Below are 26,786 nucleotides of genomic sequence, written 5' to 3'. Positions count from 1 at the left end.
CGGTGACTTGCCAGTTCCTAAGCTTTTGTTCTTGCTTGCTGTTGAATATCACTGCTCGGTGCTAAGGGCTCAATACTGAAGTTGAACTGCATAGGTTCGGTTTTAATGCGGTAAGGTTGATGAACCTGCCGACCCCATGATGTATCGCCGCCAACACCCATCTGCTTATGGTCGATATTCCACGTGACAAATTCTCGAGTCGGTATTTCAGCGCCATGATTGGCTGTAACGGGCACAAGACCTGAGGCTGAGCCGGAAGCGTCGCCTTGTCTAAAGTCAATATCGGCTTGAGCGAACGGCCACAGGCTGGTTTGTAGCGTTTTTGTATTGGCTGCTTTGGCCAGCAAGCCTTTGCCGTTTGCGTCGGTGATGGCGACATAGCGGACATCGGTACGTTGACCTGTTTCTTGGGGGCGAGAGTAGCGATGAAAGGCTTTTTCGATGGGTAATACAAACCAACTCACAGGGTTACCTGATTTTCTATCGGCATAAGTTTCCTCTGGTCCTCGGCCGAAGTAGTGCATATAACGCTGGCTAAAGGGGAGTTGTGTTTGAAAACCAAAGCGGGGCAGGTCGGCAAGTTCAATGCTCCCTGGGCTAAATTGACTTTGTACCAGCAACTGTCCGTCTGTACTGACTTGGTAGCGAGTACTGAGGGTAAATTCCAGTGAAGGATGTTGTTGCAGCACTTCAATGGTGTAACGATCTAGGCGTTTAATTGACTGTAGCTTTAGCTCTTTTGCGGCATCTTGCCATGCGCCAGCCCATTGGGGCATTTGGTTGCCTAAATCGTTGTCCGTTGGTGCTCGCCAAAAATTAACCATCAAAGGCGCGCTGAGTTGCGACTGGCCATCTTGGGTGATATCGGTAAGCCAGCCACTGCTTTTAGAGATGAGATACTGGGTTTGCTCATTGCCTAACTGCCAGAATTTGTCTTGCTGGATTATCGCCTCTGCTAAGGCATGGGGTTGATTGCTGGCTTGCTGTAACGGGTACTGGCCAAATGCGATGCGATGAAAGCTAGGCAGTAAAGGTTGAGGTTTATCGACTAATACCTCTAGTCGCAATTGGTATTCATAGTGACGGTTAAATTTAGTGCGATTTAATGGCAGTTTTAGCGGTTTAGATAGACCTGCTTTTATCGTTGGCATCTGCATGATACCACTGCTAAATTGACTACCATCTTGCTCGACAGTCCATTTTAACACTAGACCTTGGGTATCGATAAAGTCATAGCGGTTTTCAAGGGTAAAGTTAATCCAATCACTATTGATCACCACCTCTTTGAAGCGCAGCGGTTGATAGACTTTTTTCACTTCACTCAAGTGTGGGTGAGGATTACGGTCGGGATCGACTAAGCCATTATTTAAAAAATTACCGTCAGTTGGCATGTCAGGATCATAATCCTTACCATAGGCCCAATAACGCTCGCCATTGGCGTTAGTAAATGCCAGCGATTGATCGACCCAATCCCAGATAAAGCCGCCTTGAAGCTGTGGGTAGCGTTCAATGACATCCCAGTAATCTTGAAGATTTCCTACTGAGTTGCCCATGGCATGAGCATATTCAATCATGATCAGCGGGCGGTCGCTATGGGCCTTGGCGTAGGTTTCGATACGCTCAATGGATGGGTACATGGGCGCAACGATATCGGTATAGGCGTGTTGACCCGCAGGTTCATACTGCACTGGGCGACTTGGGTCACGCTGCTTTATCCAGTCGTAAAGTGTTGCAAAAAGTTTCCCCTCTCCAGCTTCGTTACCCAGTGACCAGATAATCACTGAAGCATGGTTCTTATCGCGCTCAACCATGCGGCTAATACGTGCCTGATGTGCTGGCAACCAGCTCATGGTATTACCCAGTTGGGTTTTTTCATCAATGGCCAGTGGATGCGACTCAATATTGGCTTCGTCGACCACATATAAGCCATATCGATCAGTGAGTTTGAGCCAATAGGGATCATTCGGGTAGTGGCTCGAGCGCACGGCGTTGATATTGTTTTGTTTCATCAAACGAATATCTTGTAGCATCCGCTTCCGACTCACCACGTGGCCGGTATCTGGATCAGTTTCGTGGCGATCGACACCGCGAATGGTAATAGCGCGACCATTGACTTTGAGCTGACCCGCTTCTATTTCTACATGGCGAAACCCTATCTGCTGACTCGTCACTTGCAAGGGGTTGCCTGATTGATCTGTAAGCGTGACCAACAGTTGATATAGATGCGGCGTCTCGGCGCTCCAAAGCTTTAGCGCATCAAGGCGTCCAACAAATTGTAGCTGTTGCCTATCCGACAACGACACCGCTTGCTGATCTTTGGCGACTAGGGTGCCATTTGGCGCGGTCAATTGATAATGCAGCTGTGCAGGGTAAGTGGTGTTAGCCTCATGATTGACGGTATTCAAACTGATGTCGAAACTGGCGCTATCGAGCGATGCGTTAAGTTGTTGGGTGAATGCAATATCTTCGATGCGCTGCTTGGGGGTGGCATAAAGATATACATCGCGTTCAATACCACTCATGCGCAGCATATCTTGGCTTTCTAGATAACTGGCATCACTCCAACGAATGATCTGCATGGCCAGCAGGTTCTTTCCTGGCTTGAGGTAGGCGCTAATATCAAATTCAGCAGGAGTTTTCGCCCCTTGGCTGTAACCAACCTCTTGTCCATTGATATACAGGGTGAGTGAGGAGCGTGCCGCCCCAATATGAAAGAAAACCTGCTTGTCCTGCCAGCTGGCGGGTAACTCGATGAGCTTTCGATAGAACCCGGTAGGGTTATGTTCTGTGGGGGCATTTGGCCACTTAATTTCAAATGGGTAGCGCTCATCAAGATAGATGGCATTACCGAAACCTTGGGTTTCCCAGTTGCCAGGCACCTGAATCGACTGCCATTGGGTTGCATCTATGGTTGCAAGGGCAAAATCTTTTGGTGGGGAGGAGGGGTTATCAGCAAAGTAAAAATCCCAGCGACCATTGAGGTCTAGGTAATTATCACTGGCTGTTGGCTCATCGATGACTGCTAACGCTTGGCTTTCATAACCAAAGAAGCTGGCATGGGGGGCTAATTTATTCACCTCAAAAACCTGATGGTCTTGCCAGCGCTCTGCTGCAGCCAATAATGCGCAAGGTAAAGATAGGGTGATTAAGGTAAGCCAAGTGGCTGCACGAAGAAAGGTCGTCATTTAGTGCTCCTTGCGTTGCCAGACGATGGCGATATAACGGCTATCGGGACTGATAGCGACACGTGAAGGCGAGTGATGGTATGGCGTAGGGGCCACAAGCTCTGTCACCATCTGCCATCGATTATTGTTGGGCTGTGATTGGTACTTCCACGCCCTTAGTGTTTGTTGCTCAATGTTAAAAATCCAACCGTCACTGCTCCAGCCATAATCTTCGCTGCCCTGTTTCACAGAGATAAGTGCTTGGTGAGTGTTGCTAATTGGCTCGAAACGTTTAATTACCCGATCGCCATCAGGCTGTTTATGTAGATAGCTAAACGCGTTTTGTTGCGGCATCACGTGGATGCTACGCCCTGCACCAGCGACGACAAAATGGCGTTCATCGGCGCTAGCACCTAGTGGCTCAAAGTAGAGACTGTAGACATAACGTGCCCAGATGAGGGTGCCTAGTTGCTCGTGCGTGGCATAGTAGCCAGAAGGGATCATCGACTGAATGCCACGCTCACGCGGTGACCATCCATCAGGGTGCTCGGTTTGTTGCCACACACTTTGATGGGGAACACCTTGTTCCACAACATAGCGAATTCCATTGCGACTGGCTTGTGGTGAGTACTCGCTTTCTGTAGGCGTGTGGGTGAGCTGCTCTAGGTTGGCGTTTCCAATATGATAGCGATAGATATCATTATGTTGGCTGCCGCGATCAGAGGTAAATAGTAACGACTGACTATCGGCACTGAAACTGGGTTGATTGTCATAACCGGTACGGTTAGTGATGGCTACCTTTTGGCCTAATGCCCAAGGCTGGGTGGCATTAGAGTTAACTTCTAACGGGTAGAGCCAGATGTCATAGCCATTGGCTAAGGCAGAAACAGGCGGATAAACGCTGGCCAATATGGCGCAAAACGCAAGGTAGCTTCGCTCTGTAAGGGCATTAATCAACCCCTTAAGGGACGATAAACGAGTGACTTTTGTGGGTAGATGTGTTGTTTGCATTGTATTGTACTTCCCATCTAAACGCAGGATGGCAAGTACAATACAAGATTGTTAGGATAATGTATACAATTTAAGTTTTTGTTGGATAACTACATAAAGTCGAGTTAATTACGTGTTCTGTGTCTCGACAGCAATATCAGCCTCATGCTGCTGACCTGATTCAAGCTCTTGAATTACATGATCAACAAAACCCGCCCCCGCAGCCTCATAGAGGTTAAATACACTGTGGACCCCCGAATCTTTTAACGAGAGGGCATCTTCGCTGTATTGCACTATAGCGCTGAGCTTTCCTTTATAATCGAGCCGCTTTAACTGTTCTACGGCGAACTGATTACCGATATGGTGTGGCATCGCTAATAGCACCAATTCTAGGTTAGGAGCCTTGTCGAGCTTCTCCCAAAAGTCAGTGTCAGAGGCATCCCCTTTAACCACGTTACGGCCTGCATCTTTATGGAAATCGACCAATTCTTGTTTGTGCTCAATACCGAGAATTTCACCATCAAACTTATTGGCGAGTTCGTCATAAGCACCGCTACCGATCCGTCCCATGCCTAATATTAAGAAGCGAGGGTTACCAACGCGAATAGGTCTATCTTCAGGGTGCAGTGGATGACGTTCAAGCTTTTGCAGCCGAGACTGAAACTTTTGGTATAACCGATTCGATGCGGTGTTAAACGGTGCCGCAACGAGGAAGCTTAAACTTAAGGCCACGGCTAGAATGATCATCCATTGTGGTGGCAGCCAGCCTTTGCTTGTTGCTACTGCTGCCACAATTAGGCCAAACTCGCTGTAATTACCTAAGGTAATAGAACTCAATAGCGAGGTGCGTGAGCGCAGTTTAAAGTAGGTGAGTAGGTAGAGAAATAGCACCACTTTGATCGGCACAATAATCACTAACAAGGATGCAAGCCCGATGTCTGAAAAGCTTGGTAAACCATTAAGGCCAATGGTTAAAAAGAAGGCGACGAGGAATAGTTCTTTAAAATAGAACAGCGACTTAGCTAGCTCAGAGGATTTGGCGTGGCCAGCCAGTAAGATACCGATGATCAGGGCGCCTAGGTCAGGTTTTAGCCCCACAAGCTCAAACAGTCCAGCACCTAATACTAACGCCATCACCAGGCCAAAGAGTACCAAGAGTTCGCCGTGGCCGACTCGGTCAAAGGCTTTATAAATAATAGGTTTAGCAAAAGGCAGTAATAACAGTCCTAAGGCCCAAATCGATGGGATATCTCCTTTTGATATGGTCAGGAAGGCGACGGCGAAGATATCCTGCATAATCAAAATACCGATGGCCACACGACCATACAATGACTGCATGTCACCCTTATCTTCAAGGATTTTTACGGCAAAGATAGTACTGGAAAAGCTCAAGGCAAAGGCTAATAAACCCAGTTGGTGTAATCCTAGTCCCGTGAGTTGCTCTAGGCCCAGTAAACCTAAGATTTTAAGCAGAGGAATAAAAAATAGCATCGATGCCATCAAGTGTAGGCTGGACCCTGCTAAGACTTCGGCCTTAAATAAGCTACGAATATCGAGCTTTAAACCAATAGCAAATAACAACAGCGTTACACCGAGATTGGCCAGCTGCTCAAGCAGAGGTAAGCTTGATTCATCGATACCAAATAAGAACAGGACAAACCCAGCTACCAGATAGCCAATTAAGGGTGGCAATCCAACACGACTGACTAGCATGCCACAAGCTAAGGTGATAATGAGTATAGCGGGTTCCATGACAATCCTTTTTATGGCAGGAAGAACTAAATACCTCTTATTGTATAAGATTTCTGTTAACTATAAATGAAATTTGTATCGATCATGGAGATAAATTATCAGTGTGTAGGTGAGGCATCGCCATAAAAAAAGCCCCCTTGCGGAGGCTTGTTATGAATAACGCTAGGTTACTTTGCTAGTAAGAGATCTAAATGGTTAGCAAATGCCTCTGGTTTCATAAAGCCAGTAACACGTAATTCGTCACGCGATTGTCCCTGACTGTCAAACATCAACAGTGTGGGTAGGCCGAGTACGTCATAGTGCTCAAGTAACGCGACATCAACCGCATCATTTTTGGTGACGTCAGCTTGCAAGAATACCATCTGAGACAATCGTTGCTGCACAGCGCTATCTTTAAAGGTGATGCTTTCAAACTCTTTACAGGCTACACACCAGTCGGCATACAGATCTAACATCACGGGTTTGCCCTGGGCTGTGGCCGCGGCGATTTCATTTTCTAGGTCTGCTAACGATTTAATCTTTTTATGCGTGACCCCTTGCTCTGTATTCATGGCACCATGGGATTGAAAGCCTAAGCTACTCATCATGGCTTGGAAACCATAAGAGAAACTTGCCAGCAGCAGTAATAGCAAACTGACTGAGCGAACGGTTTGTTTCCAGTTAAACTCAGTCTGTTTGTTTTGGTGCATCAGGTAACCAGCGAGGGTGACGCCCCACAGTGCCCACATAAGATCAGACACTAAACCCGGCCAGATGCGGCCAATCATCACAATCGAAACGGCGATGAGCAAGAAGCCGAAGAAGGTCTTTATCACATCCATCCATGCACCAGCTCCTGGAAGTAGCTTACCGCCCGAGGAACCAATGACAAGTAGTGGCAAGCCCATGCCCATACTTAGTACGTAGAGTGCAAGGAAACCTTGTACTAAATCTCCAGTTTGTGCCACGTAGACTAAGGCACCAGATAATGGCGCCGTGGTGCATGGTGAAGCCACAAGCCCTGAAATCACGCCCATTAAAAATACGCCTGCTACATTGCCGCCTTTTTGATTGTTTGAGAAGCGGTTCATTTTCTCCTGCCAGCTAGAGGGCAGTTTGAGATCATATAAACCAAACATAGATAGGCTGAGAACGAAGAATAAGATAGCTAATACGATGAGTACAGCAGGGTGTTGCAAAGCCGCTTGGTATTTCATCCCAGCTGACGCCACCACTAAACCCAGTAGTGAGTAGGTGATAGCCATACCTTGGACATACACCATAGATAGACTAAAGGCTTTAGCGGTTGAGAGCTTTTCTCCTTGGCCAACAATAATGCCTGACAAAATAGGATACATAGGGAACACGCAGGGCGTTAGTGCTAAACCAATGCCTAAGCCGAAAAAGATCACTAAGGTCCATAGCAGGCTGTCACCCGATAGCATGGCGCTTAGGCTATCTTGCTGAGTGATCGGGGCGCTGCTTTGCGCCGTTGTTGCTATGTCACTGCTGGTCGCTGCTGGTAGCAAGCCGTCGTTGGGCGCGACTTCACTGAGAATGGCACTGCGTTTGGTTGGTGGGAAGCATAGCTTACCTTCGGCGCAGCCCATAAACGTCACATTAAGTGTGCCCTCTGCCGAGGCTTCTTTGATGGCAACCGGAATTTCAACGTAGGAGTAGTAGACCTCTTGCTCTCCAAAATAGTCATCGGTATGCGCTTTGCCGCGTGGCAATTGAATTTCACCTAATATGGCGCCATCGGCTTCAAACTTTAGTTTGTCGCGATACATGTAATAGCCTTCGGCTATTACCCAGCTGACTTTGACTCGCTCGCCCTCTTGCTTAAAGTCGAAGACGAACGCTTCGTCTACCGGCATTAACTTAGGTTCATTCTTTAGGAAGTCAAATTTATTGCTGCTGAAAATACCCTCTGCTTGCACCGTTGGCGCTAACAGGAGTACAGAAGAGAGAATAAGGAACAGGAATTTTTTCATAGTTGTGTGGTTTCTTTTATCCAATCTAAATAAGCGGGCGAACCTTGCACAATTTCAGTGGCAATCAATTCGGGTACATCATAAGGATGCAGGGCGATGATCTTATCTGCTAATTGCGAGTAGAGGCTTTTATGACACTTAAATGAAAGAGAGACTTCACTCTCTTGACAGACTTTACCCTGCCAGCGATAGACGGATGTCATTGGCGCTGATATTTGTGCACAGGCAGCCAGTTTTGCGTCGATCACGTCATGGGCAATGGTGCGAGCCGTCGCGTCATCGGGGCAGCTGGTCATCACCAGTAGGTAGGTATCTAACATTGGTATGCTTGGGTCTCAATTAAGTGTTTTTAAACTATTTTAAGTCAATACGCATAGACTAAGATTAATGATCTATCGGGTTAACTTTATTGGCCATACTTTACGTCTTTTGATGGCGATTTGCATTAAGCACTTGCTAAAATAGTGAGCTTATCCAAGATTGAGCGCGGCATAAAGTCGCTGGGTTTTCGATGCTGGACTTGAAAGTAGACCCGATAGCCCCCATTTAGTTTTCAATAAATTAAGAAATAACGTCATTATGTGAGGTCAGTGTGTTTTTCATTCTGTTAATCGTCTTTGTACTGGTGCCAGTAATTGAGTTGAATGTACTGATCCGTGTTGGTGAGTCATTAGGCAGTTGGACCACCGTAGGTTTAGTGATATTTACCGCCGTTGTCGGGGTGTCATTGGTCCGTAGTCAAGGGATCAGTACCTTGATGCAAGTGCAGCAAAAATTGGCTCGCGGTGAAGCGCCTGGACAAGAGATTGTTGAGGGAATGATGCTAGCGGTGGCAGGGTTAATGTTGCTCATACCTGGTTTTGTTACCGACTTTATTGGCCTATTGTTGTTGACACCTTTTACACGGATTCCGGTTGCGGGTTACCTGTATAAAAGGATGCAGCTTAAGGTTAGCAGCCAAGGCGGTTTTCAGGCGGGCTTCGGTCCTGGTCCCTTTGGGCCAAATGGTAATGCTGGTGGCCGTTCACCTTTTGATCGTGACCAAGGTAATACCTTCGACGGCGACTATGAACACAAGGCCGACCCGTCCGATAAGCGCGATGAGTCACATCAGTTAGATGATAAGCAAGATCCCAAGGCATAGTCATTTAACTCATCGCTTTGGGGTTTTTAGGGTAGAAGTTGTCTTCAAGTCTATCTAAGTGATTAAAGCGACGCGTATTCTTATAAGGGAGTTTCATAAACCCTGAGACGCCCTTTCCTTGTATTTTTCCCACATGACTTAAAATTCGGTCGAGACTGGCACGAAATGCCGCTTGTTTCCTCGGGTTGAGTAGCCTTAAGTAGCTATGAATTTTCATGTGATTAGGTAATACCTCAAAGATAATGCAGCCAGTATGGTGGATTTGGTTGATCCAACCTAGTTCCGTCATGATCTCCTTGGGCAGCTCTAAGTTTTCATCGGGATCTCGACCATCTTCGAAATAGGAATGTAGCCGTGATTTATCTTCGAGTGATGGCACATCGCCCACTTCAAAAGGCAACTGCTGATCGGCGCTAGGGGTAAATGGCTCGGTGGTATCGTTACGCTCGAGATGTAAGGTGTCACGAGCGTTAAAGAAACAGGCTTTAAAGACACCGATGCGTTTGATGCCTCGCGCTAACGTCACCATATTGTTCACGGCCAAAATGAGTGCGGCTTTTTCCTCGCTGTTATAGGTCGCAAGGTTAGAGTCGATATACACGCCCGACTCCTGCCAATGGATGGCAAGCCCACCAACTATTGAATATTGACCCACGCGCCCCACGGCGGCGATAAACCCTTTTTCGGTATCGCCCATGCCTGCCATAAAGTTACGGTAATATTTCTCTAGTTGAAGATCGTCCATTTTTTCAATGGGGTCGTCGCCATTATGTTCCTTGAGAAATGACTTACGTGAGCTGTAGGTGACCGTTTCGACATCTTTACCACGGGTTAACTCCCATACTGGTATCTCTGGCTGAATCGATGGCTTGGCTATGTCAGGAAGGTGCAGTCTATGGCTGTGGGACATACTTTTTAGAAAATAATCGCCAGCACGATTGCGAGTATCGGGGTCATCGCTGAGCATACCATCTAAGGTTCTGGCTAGCTCAATTGGCAAGCCTATGCTGGTGGCTGGGATCACTCTACTGCCAAATCGGCTGGCTTGACCTGAAGCTAATGCGTAGAGGGTTGCCGCCACGCCTTGTTCATCAAAACGGGGGCTAGAGAGGGCGCCATTGAGCTGGTCGTCACCAATAAAGTAGACATCCCCCATGCGTGCATTAGTGTGTTGTTGGTCGCTCGACATTAGATCCATCACATTACCGTTAACAGGCTTGCCCTGACCGTCTCGCTGGGCAAAGACTGCAGAGCCCCAATCGATCAGAGATAGGTGATTGCTATGGATGTCGTAGACTAAATTGGAGGGCTTAATATCACCGTGTACCAATGGGCGGCCGTGATGTAGATACTGCACGATATGGGCGAGTTGGCGAGCGATACTCATGATCATTGAGACTGGCAGCGCGCCATGTCGTAAGCATAGTTTATCTAAGTCTTCACCTGGCGCTCGTGCCATCACTAATATGCCCTGTTTGCCGACATGTTCAAACTTAATTACAGGTGGCACATTGGGGTGAATCACCTGAGAGAGCATAAAAGCTTCCTCTTCCAGTCTGTCCTGTATGTGTTGGGGCAAGGTGAGTCTTGAGAACTTAAACACATGGGCATTGTGTTGTTTATCTACTCCGGCAAACACAAAACCGTAAGCGCCTTTGCCGACCAGTTCGATATCGCTGTAGCCCAATTTGTTCAATTGCTGTTTACACAGGCGGATCCAGGCGCGATGTTTACGCGCATCGTCGGCTTTTAACAGATAAATAGACTGCTCTTCAGAGATATAGAAGTGTTGCAGTGAAGGGCTTGGAGCAATGGTATTGGGCATGATTGGCATCTTGTCTATGAGATACGTTTTTATAGCAAGAACAGGCAGTAGAGTCCAATTGCTAGATTTTTCAACAGTGTGATTCCTAACTGATATTTTCGGAGTAGATATTGACCTACATCAATTCTGTTACATACACATAACGGTAACCTGAAGCTAATATAAACATAAGCCTCTTATTTAAGAGAAAATACTAATAAAAGCGAGGAGGGCATTATGACTGAATCAGACAAAGCCCTATTGATCGAGTTGTTGGAATATCCGAGAAAGCGCATTGTGCAATCTATGGAGTTGAAGTTCTGTCCTCATGCTGGTTTTTTCAACAGTACCGATATGGATTGTATTCAGTGCCATCAAGGGATGGAGTGTGTCTGGATGAATCACAACGATGAGTTGGTGGCGGTGGAACAAAAGTCAGTGGAAGAATTAAAACAGCAATTGTTAATTGCCGTTGATTTTATTGATTCTAGCCTGACGCCTCATCACCTGTCCCGACGAAATTGTGAGTGCGAAAATTGTGTCTGGTTAAGGCGCGTTCAGAAGGCTATAGACATAAAATAATCTGAACTCGGGTTAAATAGCGTATTTTAGGGGTTCGCTTTGCATCTCGTTGATGATGCGATTAAAGTGCTGTGCATAGTGAATTTTCGGAGTGGACTATGCAACCTAGCTTTTGGCATGATAAATGGGCATCACAGCAAATAGGTTTTCATCTTGATGAGGTCAATGCATTATTAATTGCGAATTGGCCTCAATTAAAGCTTAACCCAGGCGCTAAGGTTTTTGTGCCGCTGTGCGGTAAAAGCTTAGATCTGTGTTACTTAGCCGAACAAGGGCATGAAGTGATTGGCTGCGAGTTAAGCGCCGATGCTGTAGAGCAGTTCTTTAGTGACAATCAACTTGCCGTCACTAAATCCTTTCAAGGCGAGCACGCCTGTTATCAGACCGAGCAGGTCACACTTTATCAAGGCGATTTTTTTACCCTTCCAAGCGATTACTTATCAGATATCAGTGGCTTTTATGATAGAGCTGCGCTCATTGCCTGGCCAGAGGCGATGCGCTTAAGTTACGTTCAGCAACTTGCTAAACTTATTCCACCCAGTAGCTTAGGCGTGCTAGTGACCTTAGACTACCCACAAGAGACGCTTAATGGCCCGCCATTTGCTGTGTCAGATGATTGGATCATGGCGCACATGAGTGAGTACTTTGAGGTTGAGCGGTTGAGTTGCGAAGATGTGTTGGCAGACAATCCCCGTTTTCTGAAAAAACAGGTGCCTTGGCTGACCGAGTCTGTATACCGTTTAAAAAGAAAGGGCTAACGATTAGCAAATAGACGAATCAAAGCATAAACAAAAAAGGCGACCAGAGGTCGCCTTTTTTATCATCTATGCGTTAGGCAAGATGATTAGAAGTTGTAACGAACACCAACAGTGAATACGTTGTCATCTTCTAAATCAGTTTTGATACCAGCAGCTTTGTAATCGCCGTCATACATTGCGTAGTGACCATAAACCATAGTTGATTTAGCCACCTTGTAATCCGCACCGACAACGATAGAAGTGATGTTTACATCTGTAGTATCTGCAGTTTGAATGCCTGAGCGCTTAGCATAGACACCTAGACCTGCTTCATCTTTACCGTATTCAGCTTTTAAGTTAACACCATTTAGGTTGTAAGCTACGTTAACGAAGTATGAGTTACCTTCAAGGTTTGGCTTGCTAATACTTTCTGAGTTTTGGAACAGGCCGCCAATCTTAAATCCACCTAGCTTAACTTGAGCCACACCACGGTAAGCATCCATATCAGCGATAGCTTTGTTGTAAGCACCAGCTACATAGTAGTTTTGTGCTTTTAGCTTCTTGTCACCAATCGTTGCGCTAACAGCATATTGGCTGTCATCAGAAGCTTGGTTATCTTCCATTAGGTAAGTTGCATTGATGGTCAGTAGGTCAGCAATTTTTGGCGAGTAGTACCAGATACCATCAGCGCTACGAGTTTGTGCACCCACTAGACGGTCGATATCGGCGTTTGAGTTACCGAATAGATCGATACCACCTTCAGCTTGCTTGAATACTGTGTCGTTACGACCAACTAGAATTGTACCAGCTGCGCTCTTAAGACCTAGGTAAGTGTTACGCGCCTTGAAAACATCACTGTTTGTTGAAGTGTTTTCAACTTGGAATTCCATCTGGTAGATAATATCGATTCCGTCAGAAATCTTTTCTGAGCCTTTAACACCTAAGTGAGAAAAGTTGTTCTCTAGTACTGTACCTTCTTTACCTTCGCGAGTAGTGAGGCCTGTGTCAGAGTTAGTTACCGTTAAGTCTAAACGACCATAGAAGTTTGGACCATCGGCTAGCGCGCCGAATGATGTTAGTGCAATGATAGATGCTACTGATGCAGAGATTAGAGATTTTTTCATGTGTTGTGCTCCCAAGAACTTAGTTCTTTTTCCATTTTTTAATGGTTATTAACATAGTTTTAATAGTTTGCTCCAAGCTTCCATTCTTGTAACAAAGGTGGCCAGAAGTTTACAGTTTTATGGCAGTAAGATTGTGGTATAGATCAAATTTTTGCCCATCCACATTCGCTTAAGGCTGAAATTGTGAACAATCTGCATGCTTTGTGTGAAAAATGGTCAATTGTTGTAAAGTTGGAGCTTTTCATCTACTTAGAACCTGGTGACCGAAATTAAACTGTAATTAATTTGTAGCTTAATAAGTAGATGCTGAAATTGTAGTCAACTTGCTAGTAAATGCCGTGAAATATAGTCAAATTGTGCCATTGATCGCATTGTCGAGTGATGAAGGGGAGATGGAAGTGCAAAATTGGCGTTAGTGGCTGTTTCGAATACAAAACGAAAAAAAGCGACCATAGAGATCGCTTTTTCTGGCAAAGAGGTGGGCGTTAGAAATCGAAACGCATGCCCACGGTGAAGATATCATCGCCTAGATCTTGCTTTGAACCACCTAACATAAGGTCGCCATCGTACTTAGTATAGTGGCCATAGAACAGGGTACTTTTGCTAATACGGTAGTCAGCACCAACGCTGAACTGCTGTAGGTCAACATTCGACACAGTTTCCATGCCGGCACCATCAGCGTTGCCAACATAACGGCTCACATACTTTCCTAAGCCAGAGTTGTCGTTACCGTACATGGCTTTAAGTTTAAGGTCACCCATTACATAAGCAGCATTAACGAAGTAGGTATCGCCTTCTAGGTTAGCGTACTTGCTATCAACGTGTTCACTGTTTTGATAGAAACCACCGACAATCACGTTGCCTAGCTTGACTTGTGCGACACCACGGTAAGCTTTAACGTCGTCGATGCTATCGTTGTATGCAGCAGAAACATAGTAGTTTTGTGCTTTAAGGGCTTTGTCACCAATTGTCGCGCTTAAGGCATACATATTGCCAGCGTCAACTCGCTCAGTGCCATCATATTTCACGTAGTTATCTTCAACTAAATAGGTGGCATTCAGGGTAATAAGATCGGCAATCTTTGGTGAGTAGTAACTAATACCATCAGCGCTACGAGATTGGCCTGCGGCTAACAGGTCGATATCTGAATTGGTGTTGCCAAATAGATCAAAACCGCCTTCAGAGGCTTTAAATACTGTGTCATTACGACCAACAAGCGCAGTACCCGCTGCCGTCTTTAAACCAAGGAATGTATTACGTGCGGCAAAGGTATTGTTTGAGTTGTCAAAGTTGCTGACACCAAACTCCATCTGATAGATCACTTCTAAGCCATCATTGATTTTTTCAGTGCCTTTAACACCTAACCATGAGAAGTTGTTCTCAATCACTGTGCCGTCTTTCTGGTTTTGAGTGGCAATACCGTTGTCTGAATTTGTGAAGGCAAGATCGGCGCGACCGTAGAAATTGGGACCGTCTGCCAGCGCAGTAAAAGAGGTCGCAGCCAGTGCAGAAATAATAGTTGCAGATAGAACAGTTTTTTTCATTTTCATCTTCCTGTAGCGATTACGGCTTTTATGTCAAAGCCTTAGTTTTTAGCTAATGATGTTCAGGTTGTTAAATGACCCACATAAATGGAGGCAAATGTGGGTGATCTATATCTGTATTTTCCGACCGCAAGTTTGCAGTTTTTCAGTTGCGCCATTTGTGATCACTATCACAAATAGTTTATCCGGTGTGATATTAGTCATATATTTTTACAAGTGAAAACATTAGCTTAAACTTAAAATTAACGGGCTTAACATTATTGTTGTGCCTATTAATTAACTCCCAGTATCCATTAACATTCGTCGCAGGGTTTTTCATTGTCGCTTTGTCATGGATTAGGATAAAATCAGCGCGTTTGTTTATTCCTGTGGGAGCACACCTTGAGCCAAGCAACATTATCTGATGCCTATTTAAATCGTTTTTCCGGAATTGGTCGATTATATGGAACCAAGGCGTTGCACTGTTTTGCTCAGTCGCACGTTGTCGTGGTGGGTATTGGTGGTGTAGGGACTTGGGCTGCTGAAGCATTGGCGCGTAGCGGAATTGGCAAAATAACGCTTATCGATCTTGATGATATTTGCGTAACCAATACTAATAGGCAAATTCATGCACTTAAAGAGACGATTGGTGAGTCGAAAGTCGAAGTGATGGCTGAACGTATTCGTCAAATTAATCCTGATTGCCAAGTCAATGAAGTGGAAGACTTCATTACCCTAGATAACCTCAGCGAGTACTTTAACGGTAAAAAAGCCGGTGGTGATTTAGACTACGTTGTTGATTGTATCGATGCGGTAAAACCCAAGGCAGCTTTGATTGCATGGTGCAAGCGTCAGAAACTGCCTATTGTTACGGTTGGCGGTGCAGGCGGGCAAACCGATCCGACACAGATCCAGGTCACCGATCTCGCTAAAACCTATCAAGATCCTTTACTTGCTAAAGTGAGGAATATCCTTCGCCGAGAGTACAACTTTTCTAAAAATGTACAGCGTCGCTTTAGTATTGAAGCAGTCTTTTCGACTGAGCAGTTAGTGTATCCGCAAGGTGACGGTTCAGTGTGTAGTACCAAGGCGAGTGCCGATGGCAGTATGCGTATGGATTGTGCGTCTGGTTTTGGTGCGGTGACCGTGGTTACCGGCACGTTTGGTTTTGTGGCCGCCAGTCGAGTATTAACTAAATTGGCGGCTAAAGCCTAGTAGGCATTATTTCTGCCATAAAATGTGACGGGATTTATCACGCTTATATTGTAAAAAATTGATGTAGGTCTAAAGTCGATGTGGATGAGCTTGTTATCCTCGGTCGACTTTTTCTGCGGATATTATGATATGAAACAGGCCATCTTAAATCGATTTTTACGTTACATTCAGTTCGATACTCAATCAGATCCCAAGCAACAACAATGTCCTAGCACATTTGGGCAAATGGCACTGGCCGATCAGTTGAAGCAAGAGTTGATCAAGTTGGGTTTCAGTGAGGTCAACTTAACTGAAAACGGATACCTGACTGCAACTGTCCCCGCTACGGTTGCTGGTGTGCCTGTTATTGGTTTTATTGCTCATCTCGATACTGCTCCTGATTTTAATGGCGCGCATGTTAACCCTCAGATTATTGAAAATTATGCAGGTACCGATATCCGCCTGAATGCCAGCGAAAATCTGAGTGTCACTGAGTTTCCTGTGTTAAATAACTACGTTGGTCAGACGCTTATCACCACAGACGGCACCAGTTTGTTAGGCGGTGATGATAAGGCTGGCATTGCTGAGATTGTGACCGCATTGGCAAGCTTACTTGAGGACCCCGCGTCGCAGCATGGCGAGATTCGTCTCTGTTTTACCCCTGATGAGGAGATTGGCCGAGGTGCGGACGGTTTTGATGTTGCGGATTTTGGGGCTGAGTGGGCTTATACGGTTGATGGTGGCGGTATTGGTAGCTTAGAGTTTGAAAACTTCAATGGCGCAACGGCGGTAGTCACAGCGAAAGGTAATAACTGTCATCCTGGCACCGCTTTTGGTGTGATGATCAACGCACAGAGTATGGCTGCACGTTTTCACGCAAAGATGCCACTGGGAGATACACCAGAGAATAGCCAGGGCTACGACGGTTTCTTCCATCTCATTGATATGCATGGCGTGACAGAACAAGCGCAGCTGACCTATCTGATCCGTGATTTCGATATCGATCTGTTTGAGCAGCGAAAACGTTGGTTAACTGAACGAGTAGAGCGCTGTAATGCCGATCTGCTAGGTGGTGAATTGTCGGTAGAGATAACCGATAGCTATTTTAATATGCGTGATCAGTTTCATGGTCATCAACATATTATCGATATTGCTAAACAGGCGATGCAAAACCGCAATGTACAGCCAGTTATTGAGCCGATTCGCGGTGCAACTGATGGCAGTCGTCTGTCTTACATGGGCTTACCTTGTCCAAACCTGTTTACTGGTGGGCATAACTTTCATGGTAAGCACGAATTTATCTGTTTAGAGTCCATGATAAAGGCCACTGAAGTAATTATTGAAATTGCGCTGCTAACAGCGAAGCGCTACCAAGAGTCTGACTAATACGGTTTGGGGGATGCTTAGCTCTGCATTACTCATTATTTGCCATGCAGAATTGGATAAGAGTAACGCGGTTTGGTCATTATTGAGTAATACCCTAAGTAGAGGTTAACTGAATGATGACTTGGTCATGAAACCTAAGTCTGCTTGTGTTGGTGCTAGCACCTCTGCGGGGAAAGAGATAACAAAGCAGGCGCCGCCCAATTCACACTCTTTTTCATAGCGTATTTTACCTTGGAGTAGGGTTGCAGCATTGAAGGCGGCAGATAAACCAAGGCCAGTTCCGCCTTGAGAGCGAGTTGTGGTGTAGAAGGGCTCGAAGATATGGGGTGAGGCTTCATCGCTGATCCCTTCGCCATTATCTTGGATTTTAATGGTCACTGTGTCATTGTCCACTTGAGCATCTATCCGCAGCTTACCGTTTTCCCGATCGTTAAACGCATGAGCATAAGCGTTCGATAATAAATTAGTAATTATCTGTTTGAATAAACTTAAATTCGTCCGAATGGTTAAGGTGGGATCGAGGTGATAATCCACATCGACCAATCGTTCACCATAGAGGAACTTCATTGATTCATGGTGCTCGACTAAGCCCTGCTTTAAATTAACACTGCGTTTTTCCTCTAAACTCTGCTCGGCAGCGATGGTTTTGAACTTTTGAATCAAACTACTGGCGCGGGTAATATTGCTAATGATCAGTTCACAGCTCTCCTGATACTCTTCTAATATGCTGTTTATCTCTTCGAGGGTGGCATTTTCACTATGGATGAGGGTGATTAGCTCTTGAATATGAATGAGCTGGCTACTTGCCGCGGTGAGGCAGATACCAATTGGGGTATTAATTTCGTGTGCCACGCCAGAGACCAACCCACCCAAGGCGGCCATTTTTTCTTGCTCCACGAGCACTTCTTGGGCGCGTTTTAATACCAAGAGTGACTGTTCTAACTCTTGGGTACGTTCTTTGACCTGTCTTGCTAATTCATCTTTATAACTACGTTCGAGTTCCAATAAGCGTTCTCTATCAGCAAGGGCTTCTTGTAGCTCTTGTTTAGAACGCTTGATGTCGTCGAAAGAGCTTCGCAGTTGCTGCTGCATCTGGTTAATGGCATCCGCCACTAACCAAAACTCATCATTCTTATGGCTGTTTTTGACAAAAACTAAGGGTTCAAATTCGCCGTCCAAATTGATGTTTTGGCTGTAGGAGCTTAGTTTGTGTAGGTGTCGAGTAACCAGGAACCAGACTAAGAAGAGAATAAAACCTGCAACAATAAAGGTTTTGATAGCATTGGAAAGTAAGATCACAATTGCACGGTCGAGCAGTTTTTCGTAGACCACTTTAAGATCGGCTTGTACCACTAATGTACCGACATTGATATCTTCACTGCCTGATTGATAGGTTAATTGAAAAGACTTCTCGATAGTATTGACGGGTTGTGGCGCCCCAGCTTGCCACTCTTGGCCGCTGTCATCATTAATTGCGATATAGGTAATGTCAGGAAGCTGAATGAGTCCATCAATTTGGGTATTGATCAGACGTTCGTCAATAACCCAAATACTGGCAGCCAACACGTCTAGGTTAACTTTTTCGATACTCTCGAATTGGCGCGAGATTCGATTAACATCACTACGGTAGTCATTGATGAGCTGGAAACCCGTTGTTAGCAAAGTAATTAATGAACTGAAAAGTATGATTGATAGAGTCAGTTTGCGACCAATCGGACTTTTAAGCAGTTGGCTAGTGATCTTCTGCATTTACTGGCTTCGCTTTCCTAAAGGGTTTATAGACAGCAACATTTTGTCTACAGAGGGATTTGACATAGTTTAAAGCATAGCCCTGATCTGATTTTCTGCTTACTCTAATTAAAAATATTTCTCCCAAATTGATGTTTGTTAAGTCATTATCTTGCCTTCCGCATTGGCATTAGACTTGCAGGTTGCCTAAGTACTGCAGGTTTTTTGACACTAGGGTATAAAATGGAAAAGTTGAATGTAGCTTGGTTTAAACAGGTGACGCCTAAGCAAATAATATTCAATTTGATGCTTTGGCTGACGATTGTCAGCGGGGCACTGTTATTTGCGCCAAAGGCACTCATCATTGGATTGAATTTAGAGCCCGTGGTGACCCAGAATGCTCACTTTATTGGTTTAGGGCTGATTATTGGCGCAGCTTATCTACTTATGCAGGTGGCTAACTACTTTCTTGATGAAGCGATTCATTACTTAAAGAGTAAGCGAACAGTTGAGATTATTGAGCGCAAGGTGAGGTTGCTGGACCCAACAGAGCGAGCGTTACTACGTGAATTCTTTCTGCAGGGCGAAACAATTTTGACCTTGCCTGAGAACGAGTCAGCAGTGAAGAGTTTGTTGGAAACAAATATTTTGGAGTACCTTGGCAACAAGAAGCATTATGCTATTCAAGGACCGACTGCCGATTATAAAATATCGATGATTGCCAGAAGTTATCTTAATCGTCAGGTATTGAGGTTGCCCCCAGGAGAGCCTAACCAGGAGCAGATGCAGTTACTGATTAAAGCAAGGCCGCACTTTGTCCACTCATTGGTCACCACGCGTAAACATGCAGCCTGATTGACAAAAAATAGGCAAAAAAGTGGGGGCATCAGGCCCCCATTTGCATTAGAAAAGTGAATTAACACTGAGCCTACAGGCCCTATCTATTCTGGTTTTGACTTCGAGATAAACAACCACATTAGGTACGACATTATGCCAATGGTAGTGAAGATGACGATCATCGACATTAAACCAATGGGGTTACCGAACATTAAATCTAACCAAAATGCCATTTGAGAAGTCCTCTTTCGCAGATGTTTATAAAGATGTCATGGCTAAATTAGCGCGATTCAATATGACAGATGCTGATCTCGATCAAAAATTGCTACCAAATTGAAAAATTTGTGGTGATTGAGGGTTAAATTTGTGAGCGATCTATCGAATTGCGCTGCACTGGGTATGCACTAAAGCACCTAATCTAGCCGTTAGACGGAATTTTGTGCATTCGATAAAGTATGAGGCTCAAAAGGCTTGCCATTAGAAAAAGCGAAGGTATAATTCCGTTCACTTGCTAAGGGGAAATCGCTTAGTACAGTCTATTTGATAATGCCGGAGTGGTGGAATTGGTAGACACGACGGATTCAAAATCCGTTTCCTTCGGGAGTGACGGTTCAAGTCCGTCCTTCGGTACCATTATCAAATACTCTCTTTAGAGAGATAAAAACCTGCTTATATAGCAGGTTTTTTTATGTCTTAAATTTTTTGATGCAAGGCTTTACTTCTAAGGTATCGCTTAGTATTTCTAAGCTATTTAAAAGTCCGAACTCTCGCCTTCTAGAGCATAGCAAAATGTCTTCTTGAATTTTATTGCACATGAATACGAGCTATAGTCTTGCTTCTCTAAATTCCACAATATGTAGATTGCTAGAAGTTATATGCTAATCCAATCATATAATGATCATCATTAAACTCGTGATAACTGGCTTCCAGCATCAGATCAAGCTGTGAAAGTAACGGGTAGCTGTAACGCAATGCAACATCGTAGGCTGTGTCAGCCACCTTGCCATTGTCATCAAACTCATAGGCTTCGGCATCGGTAAACAGACCCGCATGTGCTATTAGGTTGCTGTCGTTAAATAGCGGGAATGAGTAATTTAATTCAGTATACCAAGCTTCTACATCCTGATCGTAGTTAACTGCGAGATTCAGAGCCTGATAATCTAATGATAGGGCGTATTCGACGCTGTATCCACCCGCGCCGTAGGTGTACTTCATGGCATTGAAACCGATTCCTAAATCGTCGCTAACCATCTGATAATAACCACCGTAGTAGTCGATCTCATAGTCGTTATTTACATTGTCTTCATCCTCATAGCGATAGGTTTCAAATGAGGAGCCTAAATAAAACCCACTATCATGTTCTATCATAAGATCGGCTTGGAGCGATGGCTTATCATCACTAATTGTCTGTCCACGCCAGAGGTAATTGCTCAACCCCATCATCACTCCAGATGTCGTAAATTGACTATCTTCGGCAGCAACGGTCTGATTTGCATTCATCGCCATTGCCATGATGCACGATGTTAATAGTATTTTTTTCATCATTAATCCTTATTTTAAATGGTTTGTCTAGTTTTTAGTTTATCAGCTAAATTGTAGTGAGTTGTCGTTATTATTTGTCGTGAAAACTTTAAGTTCGTTTTACCAACATGACTTTTGAAAATATACAGATACTTTGTTTTTTATATATATTTGTGATTTATGTTTTCATTTTCATTTTTTGATAAACACTTTTTCTATTTGTTGGGATATGGTCTTAAACTTCGATTTATTTTTTTGCTTAAACTTAATTAGCTGATCGCTGCTTTACTTTGTTGTTATTGTTGTGTTTTTTGGTTGTCCTCTTGTTTTTGTTATTTCGGGAAATATATTTTTCGTAATGTGTTAAATATGGTTAAGGTCTAATAAATTAGATTGATCGCAAACTTTATTTTTATGTGTGACTTAGTGCTGCTTTTTTGTTTGTGAGCTGTATTATTTTTCTAGTGGCTGGCTTTTAATTTTTAAGTTGGTGTTGAATTGTTTATTTATATTTGGTTGTAGGTTGGGTATGGATGAGCAGGTGTCAATAAAGGTTTAAGTATTATAATAAGGGATATTTATGAACGAAGTTCATTGGGGGTTGTTAGTCGCAGCCTATCTGTTTTTAGCCGGAGCAGGAGCCGGAGCACTTTTTATTAGTGGTTGTCTCGTGCTATCGAATAAAATTCAAGTGCCGCATCACTTAGATACGGCAAAAATCAGCGCCATTGTGGGTACACTGTTATTAATTATTGGTACGGGAATGATCGTATTCGATCTCACCTCATTCCAATACGGGATTGCTCATGGTGATATGAGTAAGTTCTTCCGTTTCTATCGCCTGTTTATGACGTTCGAGCCAAGCTCCATGATGAGCATAGGGACCTGGCTGCTGACTTTGGCGATTATCTTTGCCTCCCTCTTTTGTCTCTCATTTAGAGCGAAAGCGAATCAGCCTGGCCATAGCCGACCCTTTGCGATGATTAATGTGATCTTGGCTATCTGTGTCGCTTCATACACCGCGTTACTCATTGGTGATATCAATCATAACTTGGTTTGGTCAAACAGTATTCTGGTGGTGATCTTTCTACTATCGGCCCTATCTTGTGGCGCCGCAGTGGTGCTGATAGTCAAAACCCGTATCAAGATAACCGATGTCAACCACTCCTTCGCTAAATCAGATTCTGCACTATTGGCCCTTGAGTTACTTACCGTGTGTGTGTTCGCCTACTCGATTCGCAATATCAGTATATTTAATGGGGTAGACAACCTGCTTTCACTTTCAAGTGATGCGGGTGCTATTTGGTGGATAGGTGCCGTTTTAATCGGATTAATTATGCCGTTATTGCTGAACCTAACGTCAATCATTGGCAAGACGGCTGCGTCTCATAGCAGAGAGTACCTGTTAGCTGTGTTGATATTAATGGGTGCATTTTGCTTGCGCTATTCGGTTTTACTCGCGGGTCAGTATTATTAGGAGTCTAGGATGCTAGATAGAAGAAGAGCACTCAAACTATTGGCTGGCGGTGCAATTGCCACGACTGGGGTAATGTTTATGCCTGCGGGCAACGCGATTGCTGTCATTCGTCAACAAGGCAAAAAGCGTTTGGCCATGGTGATCGATCTTAGTCGATGCAATGGCTGTAAAGCCTGCGTCGTCTCCTGTGGCATGGAAAATGGCACTAAACCCAATGAACATCGCACCCAGGTGATCCAGACCAGTGCGGAAATTGGTGATAAACAGTACGCATTTAATTTGCCAATCATGTGTAACAACTGTGAGACCCCCTCATGTGTGTCAGTTTGTCCGACGGGCGCGACATTCAAGCGCGAAGAAGACGGCATAGTCGTCGTGGATTCTACGCTCTGTATCGGGTGCAACTACTGTATCCAGGCGTGTCCATACGGCGGGGTTCGTTTTACTAACTCGACAACGGGTACGGTAGATAAGTGCAACTTCTGTATTCAACGAACTTCCAGAGGCTTGCTACCTGCATGTGTCGAGACCTGTACCGGTGGTGCACGTGTCTTTGGCGATATTAACGATGTTAATAGTGAAATATCTAAGTTGCTGAGCCAGAGTAACCCTATGGTGCTGCAGGCGAGCAAACAGACTTCACCTAATGTTTTTTATATTGGCTTGACGCAAGAAGAGAGCAATACCGCGTTCAGTATACATTCACCTCAACTGTGGCAGAGGTAGCATCATGGATCGTAGAAATTTTTTAAAGGCGGGATCGGTCGCCGCAGTGATGACAGCGGGTACTGCAAGCACCCAAGTTATGAGTTCAGCTGGCAGTAAAACGAGTGATGCAGATATTAACAGATATGCGCCCACTTCATTAACGCCAGAGTATCGCTTCGATGCGGACAATAAGATGATTGAAAACCAGGAGCAGCGCTTCGCGTTTTCCAAGTGTTACGGTTGCTTCAATGTCTGTGGTGCGCGACTGAGTATCGATAATAAGACCGATAAGGTGTTACGGGCGGTGGGTAACCCCTACACCCTGACCAATAATGCCGGTCAACCCATGACAATGGAAACATCGCCTAAAGATGCTATGTTCCAGCTCTCTGCGGCCAGTGGCCTAAGCCAAAGCAATCGAGCCACCCTTTGTGGCCGTGGTAATGCAGTTCCTGATGCCTTTGATGATGAGCATCGAATTACCACTTGTATGAAGCGCGTTGGGAAACGTGGAGACAACAAGTGGCAAACGATCTCGTATGAACAAATGCTGCAAGAGGTTGTTGATGGAGGGGATCTCTTCGGCGAGGGGTACGTAGATGGCTTGAAGGCGATTCATGCTAATCCGGCGCTAGCCAACCCGGCTTACCCTGATTTTGGACCTGTTAAAAATCAGCTATTGGTTTCAACGTCATCTGAGCAAGGGGCGCGCGCCGATTTTATGCACCGTTTCGTTGCTGAATCATGGGGAACACCCAATATAGGTACCAAGGATTCCTACTGTGGTCATCAACAGGTTGCCGGCTGTGCATTGGGTTGCTTCGACGCCGTTGATGAGATGGCGCTGCCCCAAGTCGATTATGAGGAGTCAAAGTTTGCTATTTTCATCGGTACTAATCCTGGCACCAGCGGTAACGGTTTGAATGTCGGCTCTCGTCGTTTATCTAAAGCGCGTAGCGATCGAACTGACTTTAAATATGTGGTCATCGATCCCATTCTGCGATCATTAACCTCAGAAACAGATACCGCAAATGGTGAGTGGTTACCGATCAAGTCTGGTGGAGACACGGCGTTAATGTTCGCCATGTTGCAGTACATCATTAATAATGAGCGCTACCGCAAACCATATTTGGAAGCCCCTAGTCAGGCAAGCGCCGATGCCGTTGGTGAGATGAATTACACCAATGCCACCTACCTAGTGGTAAAAGATAAGAAACACCCTCTTTATAACCAGTTTTTGACAGCTGAGGCCTGTGGATTAGGCGCTGCGGAAGTGAAGATGGTGATAGATAAACAAACCGGCCAGTTGGTCACGGGTGATAGTGAGCAGGCGGCAACACTATTCTATAAAGACAGCGTAACGTTGGGTGATGGTTCACAGGTACGGGTTGAAACGGCTTTCTCACTGCTAAAGCAGCGCGTCAACAGTCACTCAATGCAAGATCTGTCGGAGCGCTGTGAAATCCCGATCGCCAAGATAGAGGAGTTGGCCAAAGAGTTTACCTCCCATGGTCGCAGTGTTTCTATTGAAACCAATACCGGCTGTAATGCCACCGATGGTGGTCAGTTTGCCTTTGCGATGATCATGCTGGCGACTATGGTCGGCGCGCATAATGCCAAAGGCGGTATGATGCACATGGGCGGCGTGGGCTATGCCACTATGTATGATATCTATGATGGCCCACTGTATAATTTGATGGATTTTGAACACACTGAGGTGGTCGGATTTAATGCCGAGCGTTCCGGTGATTATGAACAGAGTCATGAGTACCAGCAAAAAGTGGTTCAAGGGCTGAATCCATATCCGGCAAACGAGGCCTGGAATAACACCTTTGTGCAAGATAACAGTGGTGAGTTGCTGGTTGCCCATGCCAATAAAAATCCGTTTAACTTCAAGGCGTGGATCACTTGGTCTACCAATCCTATTTACGGCTGCTCTGGCTTGCAGGATCAGGTTGAAGACTCTATCAAAGATCCCAAGCAGCTGGGTTTAATCATCGCGCTTGACCCTTATATCAATGAAACCAATGTGTTCGCCGATTATATTGTTCCGGATACACTTCAATATGAGCAGTGGGCAAATTCCCGTATGTGGGGCAGCGAATATATAGGAGATGTCGCTTGTGTGCCGGTTGTCGAATCGCGGACCGCTAAAACCGCAAATGGTGATCACGTCAATATGGAGCAGTTCATCATTGACATCAGTAAATCGATCGGCTTAAAGGGATTTGGCGATAATGCATTTAAAGATCTACAGGGTAAATCCTATTCCCTCAACACACCGGCAGATTTCTATGTGCCTCTGTTTGCTAACATCGCTCATACCGGCACCGTATTACCTTCGCCGACGGAGGAGGACATTAAGTTCACCAGTGTCGAGCGTGCGTTACCTATGTTCGAGGCGCGCCTGAAGCCTCAAGAAGTTGGGCCTACCGCATTTATGTTGACTCGTGGTGGACGTTACGAGCGTGTTGATAAGCGTTATGAAGGCGAGTTTTTTAATGCGGCAATGCGCATGGATACTCAGTTTCAGATCTATAACGAATCGTTAGCCAGAGTAAAAGACTCCTATACGGGGGAATATAATGATGGCTTACCTGTGTATGATGTCGACCGTTTCTGGGATGGCAGCGCGGTTCGAGATCATTGGAGCGAGAAAGAGTATCCGTTTAATTTCTCTACCTTTAAGTTACATTTGCGCAGCCCTTATTCTGTTTCTCTACCTAGGATAACAGCGCTAGGAGACACAAACTATATCCAGTTACATCAGGATGATGCAGCTAGATATAACCTGAAATCCGGTGATAAGGCACAAGTGCTTTCACCTAAGGGCAAATATTTAGAAGGGATCGTTCAGGCAGATAAAACCGTTGCTAGAGGGACCATAGTTGTAGGTATGGGTTATGGGCATACCGCATTCGGTGCCAGTGCCGTAGAAGTGGATGGTAAGGTGCGTCCTGGGATCAAAGAGCGCGGCACAGGTATCTGTCCCAATGCGTTCAACGTCGTCGACCCCACCCGTAAAGGTGCGAGTTTGTATCGTGATAGAACTTTCGGTTCAACGGCGAGGCATGGTGTTCCTGTAGGGATAAAGAAAGTATAAATGTGAGTGGTTAAAAGGTTGGCCTCCTCGTTATTGATA

20 protein-coding genes and 1 tRNA gene are annotated in these 26,786 nt (G+C 45.2%); 10 read left to right on the top strand and 11 right to left on the bottom strand.

The genetic code is table 11. The features are described from left to right. Positions 1-17: 17 nt before the first annotated feature. The 5 genes from L876_RS0110805 to cutA all read right to left on the bottom strand — a co-directional run bounded on the left by L876_RS0110805 (position 18) and on the right by cutA (position 8,199). On the bottom strand, positions 18-3,185 hold the full coding sequence (locus tag L876_RS0110805) for a glycoside hydrolase family 2 TIM barrel-domain containing protein (RefSeq protein ID WP_037428453.1): 3,168 nt from the start codon (positions 3,183-3,185) through the stop codon (positions 18-20). Beyond that, a complete protein-coding gene (locus tag L876_RS0110800) occupies positions 3,186-4,175 on the bottom strand; it encodes a TolB family protein (protein WP_028763826.1) in 990 nt (329 codons plus the stop codon). Between the two features lie 108 nt (positions 4,176-4,283). After that, positions 4,284-5,906, bottom strand: coding sequence for a cation:proton antiporter family protein (locus tag L876_RS0110795; RefSeq protein WP_028763825.1), 1,623 nt, complete (start codon positions 5,904-5,906; stop codon positions 4,284-4,286). A 167-nt stretch (positions 5,907-6,073) separates the two neighbouring features. After that, positions 6,074-7,879, bottom strand: coding sequence for a protein-disulfide reductase DsbD (locus tag L876_RS0110790; RefSeq protein ID WP_028763824.1), 1,806 nt, complete (start codon positions 7,877-7,879; stop codon positions 6,074-6,076). Next, a complete protein-coding gene (gene cutA / locus L876_RS0110785) occupies positions 7,876-8,199 on the bottom strand; it encodes a divalent-cation tolerance protein CutA (protein ID WP_028763823.1) in 324 nt (107 codons plus the stop codon). The genes L876_RS0110790 and cutA overlap by 4 nt, the downstream gene beginning before the upstream one ends. Before the next feature lie 272 nt (positions 8,200-8,471). On the opposite strand from cutA, the gene L876_RS0110780 reads away from it, so the two are divergent. Continuing rightward, the gene (locus L876_RS0110780) at positions 8,472-9,023 is read left to right on the top strand and encodes an FxsA family protein (RefSeq protein WP_028763822.1); all 552 of its coding nucleotides are present in this window, start codon (positions 8,472-8,474) and stop codon (positions 9,021-9,023) included. 4 nt (positions 9,024-9,027) lie between these two features. Here the strand turns inward: L876_RS0110780 and L876_RS0110775 are convergent, their stop codons facing one another. Next, positions 9,028-10,848 (bottom strand): protein kinase domain-containing protein, encoded by a 1,821-nt coding sequence (locus L876_RS0110775; RefSeq protein ID WP_028763821.1) that lies wholly within the window; start codon positions 10,846-10,848, stop codon positions 9,028-9,030. A gap of 216 nt (positions 10,849-11,064) precedes the next feature. On the opposite strand from L876_RS0110775, the gene L876_RS0110770 reads away from it, so the two are divergent. Further along, positions 11,065-11,409 carry a hypothetical protein gene (locus L876_RS0110770; RefSeq protein ID WP_028763820.1) on the top strand — a complete coding sequence of 115 codons (345 nt, stop codon included), beginning with the start codon at positions 11,065-11,067 and terminating at the stop codon, positions 11,407-11,409. A 98-nt stretch (positions 11,410-11,507) separates the two neighbouring features. Next, on the top strand, positions 11,508-12,167 hold the full coding sequence (locus L876_RS0110765) for a thiopurine S-methyltransferase (RefSeq protein ID WP_028763819.1): 660 nt from the start codon (positions 11,508-11,510) through the stop codon (positions 12,165-12,167). A gap of 86 nt (positions 12,168-12,253) precedes the next feature. On the opposite strand, the gene L876_RS0110760 is transcribed toward L876_RS0110765, so the two are convergent. Both L876_RS0110760 and L876_RS0110755 read right to left on the bottom strand, forming a co-directional pair. Continuing rightward, positions 12,254-13,270 carry a porin gene (locus L876_RS0110760; RefSeq protein WP_028763818.1) on the bottom strand — a complete coding sequence of 339 codons (1,017 nt, stop codon included), beginning with the start codon at positions 13,268-13,270 and terminating at the stop codon, positions 12,254-12,256. A 485-nt stretch (positions 13,271-13,755) separates the two neighbouring features. After that, complete coding sequence (locus L876_RS0110755) at positions 13,756-14,814, bottom strand: porin (protein ID WP_028763817.1); 1,059 nt, start codon at positions 14,812-14,814, stop codon at positions 13,756-13,758. A 381-nt stretch (positions 14,815-15,195) separates the two neighbouring features. Between L876_RS0110755 and tcdA the strand changes: the two genes are divergently transcribed. Together tcdA and pepT are read left to right on the top strand one after the other, a co-directional pair. Further along, a complete protein-coding gene (gene tcdA / locus L876_RS0110745; protein ID WP_028763815.1) occupies positions 15,196-16,008 on the top strand; it encodes a tRNA cyclic N6-threonylcarbamoyladenosine(37) synthase TcdA in 813 nt (270 codons plus the stop codon). A gap of 129 nt (positions 16,009-16,137) precedes the next feature. Further along, positions 16,138-17,373, top strand: coding sequence for a peptidase T (pepT, locus tag L876_RS0110740; protein ID WP_028763814.1), 1,236 nt, complete (start codon positions 16,138-16,140; stop codon positions 17,371-17,373). Positions 17,374-17,478: 105 nt separating this feature from the next. On the opposite strand, the gene L876_RS21570 is transcribed toward pepT, so the two are convergent. Next, complete coding sequence (locus tag L876_RS21570) at positions 17,479-19,122, bottom strand: sensor histidine kinase (protein WP_051413080.1); 1,644 nt, start codon at positions 19,120-19,122, stop codon at positions 17,479-17,481. 222 nt (positions 19,123-19,344) lie between these two features. Between L876_RS21570 and L876_RS0110730 the strand changes: the two genes are divergently transcribed. Further along, positions 19,345-19,956 carry a superinfection exclusion B family protein gene (locus L876_RS0110730; RefSeq protein ID WP_028763813.1) on the top strand — a complete coding sequence of 204 codons (612 nt, stop codon included), beginning with the start codon at positions 19,345-19,347 and terminating at the stop codon, positions 19,954-19,956. Positions 19,957-20,042: 86 nt separating this feature from the next. Here the strand turns inward: L876_RS0110730 and L876_RS22480 are convergent, their stop codons facing one another. Then, on the bottom strand, positions 20,043-20,171 hold the full coding sequence (locus tag L876_RS22480; RefSeq protein ID WP_081730679.1) for a DUF3149 domain-containing protein: 129 nt from the start codon (positions 20,169-20,171) through the stop codon (positions 20,043-20,045). 315 nt (positions 20,172-20,486) lie between these two features. Between L876_RS22480 and L876_RS0110715 the strand changes: the two genes are divergently transcribed. Then, positions 20,487-20,571, top strand: a tRNA-Leu gene (locus tag L876_RS0110715). A 231-nt stretch (positions 20,572-20,802) separates the two neighbouring features. Here L876_RS0110715 and L876_RS0110710 read toward each other — a convergent pair. Continuing rightward, positions 20,803-21,480 (bottom strand): TorF family putative porin, encoded by a 678-nt coding sequence (locus L876_RS0110710; RefSeq protein WP_028763812.1) that lies wholly within the window; start codon positions 21,478-21,480, stop codon positions 20,803-20,805. 559 nt (positions 21,481-22,039) lie between these two features. Here L876_RS0110710 and nrfD point away from each other — a divergent pair. From nrfD to L876_RS0110695, 3 genes are read left to right on the top strand one after another with little or no spacing between them, the layout of a single operon-like run. Beyond that, a complete protein-coding gene (nrfD, locus tag L876_RS0110705) occupies positions 22,040-22,936 on the top strand; it encodes an NrfD/PsrC family molybdoenzyme membrane anchor subunit (RefSeq protein ID WP_028763811.1) in 897 nt (298 codons plus the stop codon). A 9-nt stretch (positions 22,937-22,945) separates the two neighbouring features. After that, positions 22,946-23,662 (top strand): sulfate reduction electron transfer complex DsrMKJOP subunit DsrO, encoded by a 717-nt coding sequence (gene dsrO / locus L876_RS0110700; protein ID WP_028763810.1) that lies wholly within the window; start codon positions 22,946-22,948, stop codon positions 23,660-23,662. Positions 23,663-23,666: 4 nt separating this feature from the next. Continuing rightward, positions 23,667-26,747: a molybdopterin-dependent oxidoreductase gene (locus L876_RS0110695; protein ID WP_028763809.1), complete on the top strand. Its 3,081-nt coding sequence runs from the start codon at positions 23,667-23,669 to the stop codon at positions 26,745-26,747. The last annotated feature ends 39 nt before the right edge of the window (positions 26,748-26,786 follow it).

Origin of the sequence: Shewanella colwelliana ATCC 39565, assembly GCF_000518705.1 — a bacterium.
In the GTDB taxonomy this organism is placed as follows: domain Bacteria; phylum Pseudomonadota; class Gammaproteobacteria; order Enterobacterales; family Shewanellaceae; genus Shewanella; species Shewanella colwelliana.
Note: the sequence above shows the minus strand (reverse complement) of the source record. Positions and strands in the feature narration are given on the sequence as shown.

What these genes read in the sequence shown, in the direction of transcription:
- pepT (WP_028763814.1), top strand. Translation starts at nt 16,138, where the DNA reads ATGAAACAGGCCATCTTAAATCGATTTTTACGTTACATTCAGTTCGAT.
- L876_RS21570 (WP_051413080.1), bottom strand. Translation starts at nt 19,122, where the DNA reads ATGCAGAAGATCACTAGCCAACTGCTTAAAAGTCCGATTGGTCGCAAA.
- L876_RS22480 (WP_081730679.1), bottom strand. Translation starts at nt 20,171, where the DNA reads ATGGCATTTTGGTTAGATTTAATGTTCGGTAACCCCATTGGTTTAATG.
- L876_RS0110770 (WP_028763820.1), top strand. Translation starts at nt 11,065, where the DNA reads ATGACTGAATCAGACAAAGCCCTATTGATCGAGTTGTTGGAATATCCG.
- nrfD (WP_028763811.1), top strand. Translation starts at nt 22,040, where the DNA reads ATGAACGAAGTTCATTGGGGGTTGTTAGTCGCAGCCTATCTGTTTTTA.
- cutA (WP_028763823.1), bottom strand. Translation starts at nt 8,199, where the DNA reads ATGTTAGATACCTACCTACTGGTGATGACCAGCTGCCCCGATGACGCG.
- L876_RS0110800 (WP_028763826.1), bottom strand. Translation starts at nt 4,175, where the DNA reads ATGCAAACAACACATCTACCCACAAAAGTCACTCGTTTATCGTCCCTT.
- L876_RS0110765 (WP_028763819.1), top strand. Translation starts at nt 11,508, where the DNA reads ATGCAACCTAGCTTTTGGCATGATAAATGGGCATCACAGCAAATAGGT.
- L876_RS0110775 (WP_028763821.1), bottom strand. Translation starts at nt 10,848, where the DNA reads ATGCCCAATACCATTGCTCCAAGCCCTTCACTGCAACACTTCTATATC.
- L876_RS0110795 (WP_028763825.1), bottom strand. Translation starts at nt 5,906, where the DNA reads ATGGAACCCGCTATACTCATTATCACCTTAGCTTGTGGCATGCTAGTC.
- L876_RS0110695 (WP_028763809.1), top strand. Translation starts at nt 23,667, where the DNA reads ATGGATCGTAGAAATTTTTTAAAGGCGGGATCGGTCGCCGCAGTGATG.
- L876_RS0110755 (WP_028763817.1), bottom strand. Translation starts at nt 14,814, where the DNA reads ATGAAAAAAACTGTTCTATCTGCAACTATTATTTCTGCACTGGCTGCG.
- L876_RS0110730 (WP_028763813.1), top strand. Translation starts at nt 19,345, where the DNA reads ATGGAAAAGTTGAATGTAGCTTGGTTTAAACAGGTGACGCCTAAGCAA.
- L876_RS0110805 (WP_037428453.1), bottom strand. Translation starts at nt 3,185, where the DNA reads ATGACGACCTTTCTTCGTGCAGCCACTTGGCTTACCTTAATCACCCTA.
- L876_RS0110760 (WP_028763818.1), bottom strand. Translation starts at nt 13,270, where the DNA reads ATGAAAAAATCTCTAATCTCTGCATCAGTAGCATCTATCATTGCACTA.
- L876_RS0110710 (WP_028763812.1), bottom strand. Translation starts at nt 21,480, where the DNA reads ATGAAAAAAATACTATTAACATCGTGCATCATGGCAATGGCGATGAAT.
- L876_RS0110790 (WP_028763824.1), bottom strand. Translation starts at nt 7,879, where the DNA reads ATGAAAAAATTCCTGTTCCTTATTCTCTCTTCTGTACTCCTGTTAGCG.
- dsrO (WP_028763810.1), top strand. Translation starts at nt 22,946, where the DNA reads ATGCTAGATAGAAGAAGAGCACTCAAACTATTGGCTGGCGGTGCAATT.